The sequence below is a fragment of the Streptomyces sp. NPDC048419 genome (assembly GCF_043200415.1).
GTDB lineage: Bacteria > Actinomycetota > Actinomycetes > Streptomycetales > Streptomycetaceae > Streptomyces.
The window spans coordinates 1-11,082 of record NZ_JBICXT010000072.1 but is presented as its reverse complement, the minus strand read 5'-3'; the positions used below and the strand labels follow the sequence as shown (position 1 = coordinate 11,082).

Genomic DNA, 11,082 nt, shown 5'->3' with positions numbered 1-11,082 from the left:
ACTGAAAGCCACAAGCGGCAGAGCTTTTTGAACCACACCCGGCACCCCTGGGTGGATGAACCATACGAAGGGCTCACCGCCTCCCGCAGAACAACGTAGGGTGCTCTTTCAGCGTTGCCGCTCCAGGGTGAGGACGGCCGCGGCGATCGACGACATTCGATTCGGACTGCACCGGGATCTGCAGAGGATGCGCCAGGTCTTCAGTCGTGCCACGCCGCGTTCAACCGGCGCCCGTGCCGCGGACAGCGCACGGTTGACGGTTTGCTGGGTCGGTGTGAGCTCGCGGCCCGGCGGGCGCCTGACGGCTTCGACTTCACCGTGCTGACCGGCTTCCGCGACCGGCTCCTGGCTCACGGGCTGGAGGAGAAGATCCTGGACTTGCTGTTGGAGCAACTCAACGGACTGGGGCAAGACCGTGAACGCAGCGTACATATACCTCACCGAACCGCAGGCCCGCGTGAAGTCCGCGCGCATGTATCCCTGCGATCCAGTGGACGTCGACGGCGTGATCAACCTCGACTTCGACGAGCAGGGTCGCCTCATCGGCATCGAGGTGTTGGTGGCCAGTTCAAAACTGCCCGAGTACCTGCTCCAGTCCGCAGAGCGGCTGGATACCGAAGGTGCATGATCAGTAGAGCATCGCGCTCGCGGCGACTGCGGTGCGTCTTGCAGCAGGATGGAAAAGGCTCAGCGTGGCTTGTTCGGGTGGATCGGTGGAGGGTTCGCCTGAGAGGGATCGGGACTGGCGGAGGGGTATGTACCTGGGAAAACGTGGGAGTGGCACTCCCGTTTCACTCGAATGGCCCGGGTGACTCGCAGGATGCAGCCGTGAGGGCCAGGATGCCTGAGAAAAGCAACCTTGCGGGGTATCAGGGAGTCATCCATGGGAATAGCCGGAATAGCAGCATCAGCGGCGACAGTGCTGGCTTTGGGACTCACGGGGCAACCGGCCAGTGCAGCGCAGCACGCCGGATGGTCCCCGCATCTGCTGTTTATCCCGGTGGGGCAGAGGACCTGTCCGGACGGTTATCTGTGTGTTTTTCGGGATGCCTTCTATGAGGGTGGCGGGGTGGGCATCGAGGAGGGACGCGAGATAAATGATCTCGGCAGTCTCGGGCTCAACGACGTTATGTCGTCCTGGATTAATGCCACGAGGACTCGGTACTGCTGGGGCCCCGACGTGAATTTCGAGGGGATAGGCCACATCATGGACCCGAACTTCTCTGTTCCGGTTCTAAGGCCAGAGGAGAATGACACAGCGTCAACGATTCAGAGATGCTGAGTCGTGGCTGGGCGTCGGCTGATGCAGGAGCCCCAGTGCACCCGGCTCCCGAAAAGGTGGTGTGGGTAGCGAACCTGCCGGGTGGGCTCGAGATCGCAAACGGTGCCGCGAGCCCTGAACCGGCCAGCGTGCACTGCACGGTCCTGACGTAGCGCCGAGGTCGCTCCAAGGCGAGGGTGCGGCTCGTACAGGTGGGAGCACTGGTCAAGAGTTGTGGATGCGGTTAAGTGGGCTGCCTACGCGTTGGCGGCGTTGGCTTCAGGCTCTGCGCTGCCTTCGGCCAGTTTCTTCAGAGTCAGCAGTTGTTTGCGCATCATGACGAGATCGCCCCAGGCCAGGATCCGGCGGCGTAGCCTCTGCCTTGTTGTTCCTCCGGTCTCGGTGATCACCTTGACGATCAGACGGGAGCCCGCGCCGTGGGGGCGCACGGCGTAGCTTACTGCCATGTGCCCGTGCCGCTTGGCAAGGGCTACGGGGAGCAGGCCGGTGATGTGCTCGTCGGTTGTGAAGCTGGCGATCTCGAAGACGAGAAACGGTTGTCCCACTGACAGGTCCGGCGGGGTGGGAAGAAGCGCGTGGGGACTCCTGCGGCCTCGGAAGTCGATCCAGTCATAGCTGTACGGCGCGATGGTCAACTGGCGCAGCCATTTGAAGACGTGAGCTGGTGAGGCCGCGATGTCGACTGCCCGCGTCCAGCCCTCGGACGGGGCCGTCACAAGCCGGTCGCATGGATAGGGCGCACTATGCTCCGCGCGCGTGGCGCCCCAGACCCTCCCGCTGAAGTCCATGCCGTGACCCTATCGCCCGTCGGTGACAGCAGATGGGCGATGGTCTGCATCTGGTGGGCCTGCCCGGCGGGGTACGTCAGGCCGCGGCGGCCCCCTGGCGCTCGACCGGGACGCCATTCTCGAACCGAGTGCCCGCGCGAACCAGTGAGACCAGGTGGGCTCCCGTGATCGCGCGCCAGCGAACCTGGGCGGACTCGACCAGTTTGAACACCATGGCCAGGGCCACAGCAGGGCTGCCAGCCCCACGACTGACCTTGGTTCGCAGCTGGACCGGGACGAGTTGCTGGCGTTCCACGACTTCCCGGCCGCACGATCGGGTCGCCGAGGGTGTCGGCGGCCAGTTCCTGTTCGACAGTGGCAAGTTCACGTTGCTGCAAGTCCAGCTGGCGCAGCATGGCCTGCACGGTGTTCTGTTCGTCGGCGGGCAGCTGCCGCGTTGTCAGCCAGGCCCGGCCGAACAGGTCGAATACGGGCGGGGCGGGGCAGCAGGCCGCGGTGGAGCACGGCGTGGATCTGATTCTTCGCGCAAGTGCACTGCCGCACCAGTTGCACGCCGCATGGTCACCCTGCGCAGCATCCGGTGCGCTCGTCCGGCAGCCAAGTGTGTAGTGTCTGCCGGGCGATCGGCCAACAATCAACTGGGCCGGCCGGTAGGTGACATGAGCCGCCCGCCCAAACAGGGCTCGGCTGCGGACTGCTGGCGTGCAGCAGCAGTCGCTACGTCACCCCAGTGTTAAGTCACCGGTCTTTGGGCCGACCCCGTTCAGGCAAGTGCCACTGGTAGGGGGCCACGAGGGATGTGATGGCCTCGGGCCCCCAGGATCCGGGGGCGTACCACTCGACCGGCGGAGGGGCCTCCAGCAGCGGCGCGGAGACCTCCCACAGGCGTTCGATGGCGTCGGAGCGGGTGAAGAGGGACTGGTCGCCAAGCATGGCCTGGAGGATGAGGTGCTCGTACGCCTCCAGCGAGTTCTCGGTGGTGAAGGAGCTGCGGTAGCCGAAGACCATGTCTGCTACGGCGAGTTGCATGGAGGGACCGGGTTCCTTGGCGAGGAAGCGGGCGCTGATGGAGCCGGGGTCGGTGAAGTCGATGACGAGTTCGTTGGCGCGGCCGTCAGCCGCCTGCCGGGCGTCCAGGGGGAACATTCGAAGTACGGGCTCGCGCAGGCCGAGGGTGACAACGTGCCTCCCCTCGGCCAGTGCCTTGCCAGAGCGCAGGTGGAAGGGCACTCCGGCCCAGCGCCAGTTGTCGATGTCGACGCGCAGCGCGACAAAGGTCTCGGTGTCTGAGGCCGGGTCGACGCCCGGCTCGGCGCGGTAGCCGGTGTACTGGCCGCGTACGGCGTGCGCCGGGTTCAAGGCCCGCATGCTGCGGAAGACCTTGACCTGCTCGTCCCGGAGCGACTGCGCTTCTAGGGCGACCGGCGGTTCCATGGCGACGAATCCGAGCAACTGGAACAGGTGCGTGACGACCATGTCGCGGAAGGTGCCGGTGCTCTCGAAGAAGTGGGCGCGGCCCTGGATGTCGATCTGTTCGGGTAAGTCGATCTGCACATGGCTGATGTGCTCGCGGTTCCAGAGCGGTTCGAAGAGGCCATTGGCGAACCGTAGGGCGAGGATGTTGTCCACCGCTTCCTTTCCGAGGAAGTGGTCGATGCGGAACACGCGGGACTCGTCGAAGACGGCGTGGACGGCCGCGTTGAGCGCGCGCGCGGACGCGAGGTCCGTACCGAAGGGCTTCTCGACGATGACACGCGCGTCCTGGGCCAGACCCGTGGCCCCGAGTAGCCCGATGACGGACGTGAACGCCACGGGCGGGACGGCGAGATGGAACAGCCGCCGCGGAGTGCCGCCGACGGCCTGCTCGGCCTCGTGTACGGCGGCAACCAGCGCTCGGGAGGCGTCTTGGTCGGCCGCGCCGAAGGACAGGGCGGCCTCGAACTCCTGCCACGCGGGGCCCTCGGGGCGCGAACGGCCGAACTCGGCCACGGCCTGGCGCGCGCGAGTGCGGAACTGTTCATCGCTCAGGGCCTCGGACGTGGGGGCCGAGCCGACGATGCGGTAGTGCTGCGGCAGGAGCCCCGCCTTAGCGAGGTGGAACAGGCCCGGCAGCAGTTTGCGCCTGGCCAGGTCGCCTGTCGCGCCGAAGAGTACGATGACATGGTTCACGGGGCGCGGCTGAGGCTGGGTGGTGTCGGAATCCTGGTCCATGTCGCGCTTCCTCACGCGTCTGCGCCGGAGCGCTTCTCGTCATGGCCGCCGAATTCGCTGCGCATGGCGGACAGCACTTTGGCGGTGAACTCTCCGAGCCCTCGGGACTCGTAGCGTTGGTAGAGGGCGGCGCTGATCACCGGCGCGGGCACGCTCTCCTCAATGGCGGCCAGTACGGTCCAGCGCCCTTCTCCGGAGTCGGACACGCGGCCCGTGAAGTCGTCCAGCTGCGGGGAGCGGGCCAGGGCCTCGGCTGTGAGATCGACCAGCCACGAGCCGACGACCGACCCACGGCGCCACACCTCGGCGACTTCGGCCACGTCAATCGTGTACCGGTAGGCCTCGGGGTCGGGCAGGGGAGCCGTCTCGGCGTCGGCGGTTCGTGACCGCAGGCCGGCGTCGGCGTGTTTGATGATGCCGAGACCTTCGGCGATGGCGGCCATCATCCCGTACTCCACGCCGTTGTGGACCATCTTCACGAAGTGACCGGCGCCGCTGGGCCCGCAGTGGAGGTAGCCGCGCGCCGCAGTGCCCTCGGTAAGGGTCCTGCTGGGCGTGGGCTCGGCGCTGCCCATGCCGGGCGCGATGGTGCGGAAGAGGGGGGCGAGCCGTTCCACGGGACCCCTCTCGCCGCCGATCATGAGGCAGTAGCCGCGCTCCAGGCCCCAGACACCGCCCGAGGTACCGCAGTCGACGTAGTGAATGCTGTGCTCGGCGAGGGTCCGGGCGCGGGTGATGTCGTCCCGGTAGTAGGAATTGCCGCCGTCGATGACCGTGTCGTCGGGCTCCAGGAGTCCGATCAGCCGGTCCAGGGTCTCCTGGACCACGCCCGCCGGCAGCATGAGCCACACGGCGCGGGGCCGTTCCAGCCGCTCGACGAGCTCCTCCAGCGAGAAGGCCGGTGTCGCGCCCTGCCCTTCCAGCGCCCGTACGGCGTCGGGGCTAACGTCGTTGACGACGCACCGGTGGCCGTGCCGGATGAGCCGGCGCACTAGGTTGGCACCCATCCGGCCGAGTCCGACCATTCCGAGCTGCATGGGTGCGTCCGATGTCATCGCCGTACTCCCGTTCTCCTTTTACTGGCCGCCGGTCGGCGAGCCCGGCCCCGCCGTCCCGCATACGCGCCATCTTGCGCTCTGCGCGCCCCACTCTGCCCGCCCACCACGACCCCGGCACCCGGAGCTCCACCACTTGGCCCCTTCGGTGGCCTCGAGCATGGCAGCCCGGCTGCTTCCTTATGACATGGTGTACGACAGCTCGTGCTGATCACGCCGTGAGCCTGTTCACGGGTGAGCCTCCAGGGTGAGTGGCCTTGGTGTTTGACGTGAGTCTGGTGGGATGGCAGGGGGATTGCGGAGGATGCGCCAGGTCATGATCTCCGCGATGGCTCTCTCGACAAGCCATCGGAGTCGGGGCCCGGTCCGCGATGACCGGGATGCCGAGCCGGACGCAACTGGCGATGATCCGGTGCCAGCGGGACGCGGTGAAATCGTGCAACCGGCCCGGCAGAACAGGTGATGTCCAAACCAGTGTGCCGTCAGGTCAACAGGGTGTGCACGGCACGGGCGATGTGGCCGAGGCGATGAGTCGAAGAGTGATTCCTAAGGCGGTTTGTCAAGCCGCGAGAGCATTGGGCGGGGTGAGCTCGCAGCACCGTACGTCGAGTATGAGTGCCCAGAGGACGTTGAGCTGGCGGGCGAGGGCTGCTTGTTTGCGGCGCTTGCCTTCGGCCAGGCGCCGGCCCTGCGTGGACGCAGCGAAGTGCTGGACTGGCACCTTCACTGCCGCCCATTACCTTCGTCGTAGAACCCGGTTTGGGTTCGTGGCCTTCGGGGCCGGTATGACTCGTCGCCCCTGTCCTTGATGATCCGGGGGGTGCTGTCGCTGGTCCCGGCGGCACCGGTCGATCGCTGATGGAAGCGTGTCCGCCCACTGGCAGGGCTGCGTAATGTGGCTGCCGATCTCCGGTGCCCGAGCGGGCCACTCGTTGTGCCCGGGAGGAGGAAAGGCCCGGTGACCAGCAACAACTTCACGTCGATCGACGTCTTCTGTGCCCTGGATGTTGGCAAGTCCGCTCACCACGGCACGGCTGTGCTGGCCGATGGCCGCGTCACTTTCGACAAGCCGCTGCCCAACGGTGAGCCCCAGTTGCGGGAGCTCTTCGCCCGTCTCAAGCGCAAGGGGAAGGTCCTGGTCGTGGTCGACCAGCCCGCATCCGTGGGGACCTTGGCGGTGGCCGTGGCCCGCGCGTGTGAATGCGAGGTGGCCTACCTGCCCGGCCTGTCCATGTGCCGCCTGGCCGACTGCCATCCCGGCACCGGCAAGACCGACGCCCGCGACGCCTACGTCATCGCCGATGCCGCCCGCACCATGCCCCACCTGCTGCACAGCATCGAAGCCGATGAAAGCGTGCGGGCCGAACTGAGCATGGTCCTGGGCTACGACGACGATCTCGCTCAGGACGCCACCCGCACCTCCAACCGGCTGCGCGGACTGCTCACCTCGATCCATCCGGCCCTGGAACGCGTCCTGGGACCGCGGCTGCGTCACCCGGCGGTCCTGGCCCTGCTCCAGACGTTCGGCTCCCCGGCCGCCTTGGCCCAGGCCGGCACGGAGGAGCTCATCGAGGTCATGACCGACGCGGCACCACGCATGCGGACCCCGCGGGAGCTGGCCGGACAGATCCATGCCGCCCTGGCCGAGCAAACCGTCCAGGTCCCCGGCACGGCCTCGGCCGGCGAGATCATCTCCGGTCTGGCCGAGTCGCTCGCCGTTCTCCTCAAGCGCCGCGAGATCCTGGAGACCCGCATGACGGCCCTGCTGGAGGCCCACCCTCTCGCGAAGGTCCTGACCTCCATGCCCGGGGTCGCAGTCAGGACCGGTGCCCGCATCCTGGCCAAGGTCGGCGACGCCAGCGCGTTCCCCACCGCCGCCCACCTGGCCTCCTACGCGGGGCTGACCCCCACCACACGTCGTTCCGGGACCTCCATCCGGGGCGAAGGACCGCCCCGAGGCGGCAACAAAATGCTCATACGGGCCCTGTTCCTGGCCTCGTTCGCCGCGCTGAGCAGCCCCGAATCGCGGGCCTACTACGACAGAAAGCGCGCGGAAAACAAGCGCCACAACGCAGCCCTCATCTGCCTCACCCGCCGTCGCGTCGACGTCCTGCACGCCATGCTCAAACACCGCGCCCTCTACCAACCCGGGCACGAACGAACAGCCTGACCGACCTTGACCGAACAGATAGAAGCACCCCCCAGACTGCGACCTCTGCTGCCCGGCCGCCCCGGTCGGCACAAACGGGGGATACCCATACGATCTCACCGGGATGACGATCCCTATTTCCGAGGTCAAGATGGCCTTCCTGCCGCCACAGTCTTCTGAGCAGGACATTCCACCCAAACGCTCCGCCCCGTACCACCCCGGTAGTAGCTGCAGACGACGAGCGGAATCAGAGTCGGCAGCTTTTGCAGCGGCAGACGGCTCATGAGGGGTGTCCGCCAGCTGTGCCAGGCGCAGACATCACCCGCGCGCTGCAGATCGAGGCTCCGGCGTGGAGTGTCGGAGAACGCGCTCACGCGGGTGCCGTAGGTTGGTGGCGCGGGCCCTCCGAGGCTGCCTCCCTGACGAGACGCGCCCAGGGGGCCCGCGCTCGCGGCTGGCAGGCCCCGTCAGTAGATGACCCGCCGGAGAGCGGACATGAACCTGCTCGCGAACGCCTCCTAAAACGGTGCACAGCCGTAGGCACGGGGAAGGTCATACTGGAAGCACGGAAGTGCGGCCCCATTGAGGGAAGTTGGAGGTGATGACCTCGGTTACGGAATTCCGCCAGCGCCTCGCCGACCAGATAGAGCTCGACGTCCTGAACATGCTGCACCGGCTTGGCAGCCTGTTCACCAATCCTGACTGCGTCCACGAACCTCGACGGATCAGGGGCTCGGTCTTCCGTGCCGCTGACAAGGTCCTGTAAACGCATTTCGAAGCGGAGCACTGAGGCACCCGCAGCCAGGAGCGCAATCACGCTCTACGTAAGCATGGGCGGCGCCTTCGCTGATCCGGAGGTCCGCGGCGAGCTTGGCGTAGGTGGTGGGTTCCCGAAGGCAGACGGGTCTGCCTCGGAAAGCCCAGGCCATCCACGCCCGGAAGCTCGCCGGGCAGCCGCTTTGGCCATGAAGGCGTGGCCGCTTGACCGGCCGGCCGTCTGCAGTCGGGATGCGGCACCGCAGCAACACCGCCTCACTCTGCCGACCGATCCGCCCCTCCACAGGACGCAGATGGTCCTTTTGACACCAGGAGCGGCTGATCCAATAGTTCTCGGCCTGGTCGTGATGGCTACGGCCATCACCCTGGGCCTTCGTACAACAGCGCCTTCATCCTGCTGCTCTCTTCGCGGCGCGGCGTTCGCCAGCGTCTGGCGTTCCTGTTGTCGTGGCCGGCCAACCTGATTGCAGTGATCGCCTGTGTGTGATGCTGCTGACCGGAAGTCAGCCCCCGGCCCGTCACACCGCGCCCTCGACTGACGTGATCGAAGCGCCTTCGGCCTGGCACTGTTGCTGTACAGCGCATTCCGGAATCGCCGGCCGCCCCGCCCGCACGGTCCGCCACGCTGGACCGCCCGGATCGGCAACGCCTCTCCGGCCGCGGCAGCGGGTCCTTTCATGGTTGTTGCAGCCCTGGGGACTGGTCGGTACCGGTGCCGCGAGCGCCGTCGACTCGGACCTCTCCACTCTCGCCGACTGGCTAGCGCTGACCGGCTACTGTCTGCTGGCCACACGCAGCCTTATCACCATGGAGATCTACACGGTGCGGGCGGCCGCCGTCGCGAACGCCCGGTTAAACGCCCTGCGGAGCTGGCTGGAGCATCACCAAGAGCAGATGATCGTCGCGCTTTTCCTGCTCCTCGGCCTGTGGTTGATAGCCCGGTGCATCGCCGAACTGGTCACTTGACGAAGACGGCTCCGGCGGCGATACGAGCCCCACGGCTGTCCCCTGCGGTGTCGTGGCATCCCAGCACATCAGCTGAAAGGGCATCGGTCAGCCAACAACCGTCTTGACCGTAAGAGTTGCGGCGGCCGCTGCGCGTCACAAGTTGGTCTCGTCCCAGGGCCAATTACTGACTATTTCGGGTTGTTGTCGTGTCGCGTGTGAGGTTGCGTCCGGAGCCGGCAAGGCAGCCGTCGATATGTTCGGGGCGGAGCTGAATGTGGCGCACACCCCGGCGGAGACTGCGTTCGAGGTGGTCGTCGTCGGTGAAGGCGGTGTTGGCCAGTGGGCCGCGCCGTAACAAAGTCCAGACACCCTCCACTGGGGGTTCAAGTCCGGTACATAAGAGGGCAGTTGGACGACGGGGAGCCAGTGGTGATCGTCCGCATAGTCGCGCATCCCGGCGGCCCGGTGGGTGTTGCGATTGTCCCAGATCAAGACGATGCGGGCCTTGAGCTGGAGGTGCGCGCGCACGACAGGTCGCGGTAGTCGCTCCAGGCGAAGGTGTCGCGTCCGTTGCCCCGATACTTGCGGTGGCGGCGCGGCCGGTAGATCAGCCCGGAGGGTTCGCCTTGCCCGTAGCAGCGCATGGCGGCAATCGACCAGCGGCGCCGGGAGCGGCCCCGCACCCGCACCACGGGTGTCTGCCCGCGTCGGCCCCAGGTGCGGGCGCGCGGCGGGGTCATCGAGAACCCGGCCTGTCCTCGAAGACGATGTAGGCCCCCAGCGCCGCCGCGGTCATTCCGCCTGCGGCCACACGTCCTTCTTCCACAAGCCCACAGCCTGCTCGTCGGCGTTCCAGCGCGCGGCGAGCCGGCGACGGCCAGGACCAGCCATGCCGGTGAAGCAGCCGCCACACGGCCACCGAGGAGCAGTCGATGCCGAACTTCCAGGCGATCAGTGCTCTGACCCGTGGCAGGGTCCATCGCTGGTCCTCCCATCCGTGGTCGGCCGGCCCGAGCGCCAACTCCTTCTCCAGCTCGGCGAACTGGCCGTCGCAGGCCTTGGGCAATTTGGCTGGTCCCGCGGAGGCGAGAGCGTCCATCCCGCCCTCCTGCCAGGCATGACGCCAAGCGCTCCACCGACCGCCGATCCTTCGCGATCACCGCGGTCCTCCCACCACGCGCGAACCGCTCGCTGGCCTGGTACCGAATGCGCCCACGAAACCGCCGCCGCTCGCCGGTCAGCCCGCCACCCTGCGCGTACCGCATACCACCGGCCCACGGCAGGGATCAGCCCCCGACAACAGCCCGAAGAGATCAGTAGCAGTTAGGCGCGGCCTTCCATACTCTCGGGCTTCCTGTTCGTAGATGCGAAGAGCCGTCGACGACCGGACGCTTGTCACGTCCTGGGTCTGACAGGCGTGTGGTGGCCGTGGACAGATCACCAGGCGTTTTTCCTCGCTCCATTGGTGCGTGCCGGTGCTGGACCTGGCCCTGGCTGGCGCCCGATCTCACGTTACGATCCGCACTGTCGCAGACAGCCCGCTCGAGATCCATCCGTGAGTCGATGAAGTCGCGAAAAGCGCCCTCGTCCGTGCAACCAGGTCAGCAACAACCGGCCTACGCCGGCGGACGCGCGGTACCCCGCCCGCCCGGGACCAGCAGGACGAGCGTGTCGCCCGGCCCGGGCAGTGGTCTGCTGTTTTCAGTGGCCGGATCGAGGCGGCCGTCCGGCCGGACCAGGAACAGCAGATCGGAGCCGTGGGGCAGCGCACCGCCGACGGGCTGTGCCAGGACGGCGGCTCCCTCTTCGTATCTGTGGGAGAAGGCTGGCCAGGTCAGATCCGGGCCGAACAGGACCTCGCCACCGATGAAC

General features: G+C 67.1%; 10 protein-coding genes and 4 pseudogenes. 5 read left to right on the top strand and 9 right to left on the bottom strand.

Annotated elements, in window-relative coordinates; genetic code table 11:
• Nucleotides 1–108: 108 nt before the first annotated feature.
• Nucleotides 109–291, bottom strand: a pseudogene (locus ACGFYN_RS47100) (transposase family protein); the annotation flags it as partial.
• Nucleotides 292–415: 124 nt separating this feature from the next.
• Between ACGFYN_RS47100 and ACGFYN_RS47095 the strand changes: the two are divergent.
• Both ACGFYN_RS47095 and ACGFYN_RS47090 read left to right on the top strand, forming a co-directional pair.
• A complete protein-coding gene (locus tag ACGFYN_RS47095) occupies nucleotides 416–628 on the top strand; it encodes a DUF2283 domain-containing protein (protein WP_393872134.1) in 213 nt (70 codons plus the stop codon).
• Between the two features lie 255 nt (nucleotides 629–883).
• On the top strand, nucleotides 884–1,282 hold the full coding sequence (locus ACGFYN_RS47090) for a peptidase inhibitor family I36 protein (RefSeq protein WP_393872133.1): 399 nt from the start codon (nucleotides 884–886) through the stop codon (nucleotides 1,280–1,282).
• 236 nt (nucleotides 1,283–1,518) lie between these two features.
• Here ACGFYN_RS47090 and ACGFYN_RS47085 read toward each other — a convergent pair whose 3' ends face one another.
• The 5 genes and pseudogenes from ACGFYN_RS47085 to ACGFYN_RS47065 form a co-directional block, all read right to left on the bottom strand.
• A complete protein-coding gene (locus tag ACGFYN_RS47085) occupies nucleotides 1,519–2,070 on the bottom strand; it encodes a hypothetical protein (protein WP_393872132.1) in 552 nt (183 codons plus the stop codon).
• 76 nt (nucleotides 2,071–2,146) lie between these two features.
• Nucleotides 2,147–2,341: pseudogene (locus ACGFYN_RS47080) on the bottom strand (IS256 family transposase); the annotation flags it as partial.
• Between the two features lie 467 nt (nucleotides 2,342–2,808).
• Complete coding sequence (gene zwf, locus ACGFYN_RS47075; protein ID WP_393872131.1) at nucleotides 2,809–4,281, bottom strand: glucose-6-phosphate dehydrogenase; 1,473 nt, start codon at nucleotides 4,279–4,281, stop codon at nucleotides 2,809–2,811.
• An 11-nt stretch (nucleotides 4,282–4,292) separates the two neighbouring features.
• Nucleotides 4,293–5,336, bottom strand: coding sequence for a phosphogluconate dehydrogenase (NAD(+)-dependent, decarboxylating) (gene gnd / locus ACGFYN_RS47070; RefSeq protein ID WP_393872130.1), 1,044 nt, complete (start codon nucleotides 5,334–5,336; stop codon nucleotides 4,293–4,295).
• Nucleotides 5,337–5,895: 559 nt separating this feature from the next.
• Nucleotides 5,896–6,063: a hypothetical protein gene (locus ACGFYN_RS47065; RefSeq protein ID WP_393872129.1), complete on the bottom strand. Its 168-nt coding sequence runs from the start codon at nucleotides 6,061–6,063 to the stop codon at nucleotides 5,896–5,898.
• 231 nt (nucleotides 6,064–6,294) lie between these two features.
• Here ACGFYN_RS47065 and ACGFYN_RS47060 point away from each other — a divergent pair, with 231 nt between their 5' ends.
• The 3 genes from ACGFYN_RS47060 to ACGFYN_RS47050 all read left to right on the top strand — a co-directional run bounded on the left by ACGFYN_RS47060 (nucleotide 6,295) and on the right by ACGFYN_RS47050 (nucleotide 9,228).
• Nucleotides 6,295–7,506, top strand: coding sequence for an IS110 family transposase (locus ACGFYN_RS47060; protein WP_393872128.1), 1,212 nt, complete (start codon nucleotides 6,295–6,297; stop codon nucleotides 7,504–7,506).
• Nucleotides 7,507–8,086: 580 nt separating this feature from the next.
• Nucleotides 8,087–8,251 (top strand): hypothetical protein, encoded by a 165-nt coding sequence (locus tag ACGFYN_RS47055; RefSeq protein WP_393872127.1) that lies wholly within the window; start codon nucleotides 8,087–8,089, stop codon nucleotides 8,249–8,251.
• 692 nt (nucleotides 8,252–8,943) lie between these two features.
• On the top strand, nucleotides 8,944–9,228 hold the full coding sequence (locus ACGFYN_RS47050) for a GAP family protein (RefSeq protein WP_393872126.1): 285 nt from the start codon (nucleotides 8,944–8,946) through the stop codon (nucleotides 9,226–9,228).
• Between the two features lie 163 nt (nucleotides 9,229–9,391).
• Here ACGFYN_RS47050 and ACGFYN_RS47045 read toward each other — a convergent pair.
• From ACGFYN_RS47045 to ACGFYN_RS47035, 3 genes and pseudogenes are all read right to left on the bottom strand, one after another.
• A pseudogene (locus ACGFYN_RS47045) lies at nucleotides 9,392–9,950 on the bottom strand (transposase).
• A complete protein-coding gene (locus tag ACGFYN_RS47040; protein WP_393872125.1) occupies nucleotides 9,947–10,309 on the bottom strand; it encodes a winged helix-turn-helix domain-containing protein in 363 nt (120 codons plus the stop codon). The pseudogene ACGFYN_RS47045 and the gene ACGFYN_RS47040 overlap by 4 nt, the downstream one beginning before the upstream one ends.
• Nucleotides 10,310–10,826: 517 nt before the next feature.
• A pseudogene (locus tag ACGFYN_RS47035) lies at nucleotides 10,827–11,082 on the bottom strand (sodium:proton exchanger); the annotation flags it as partial.

Bases quoted from the DNA above. Each gene is read 5' to 3' on its own strand.
- gnd (WP_393872130.1), bottom strand. From the start codon at position 5,336: ATGACATCGGACGCACCCATGCAGCTCGGAATGGTCGGACTCGGCCGG.
- ACGFYN_RS47085 (WP_393872132.1), bottom strand. From the start codon at position 2,070: ATGGACTTCAGCGGGAGGGTCTGGGGCGCCACGCGCGCGGAGCATAGT.
- ACGFYN_RS47090 (WP_393872133.1), top strand. From the start codon at position 884: ATGGGAATAGCCGGAATAGCAGCATCAGCGGCGACAGTGCTGGCTTTG.
- ACGFYN_RS47055 (WP_393872127.1), top strand. From the start codon at position 8,087: ATGACCTCGGTTACGGAATTCCGCCAGCGCCTCGCCGACCAGATAGAG.
- ACGFYN_RS47040 (WP_393872125.1), bottom strand. From the start codon at position 10,309: ATGGACGCTCTCGCCTCCGCGGGACCAGCCAAATTGCCCAAGGCCTGC.
- zwf (WP_393872131.1), bottom strand. From the start codon at position 4,281: ATGGACCAGGATTCCGACACCACCCAGCCTCAGCCGCGCCCCGTGAAC.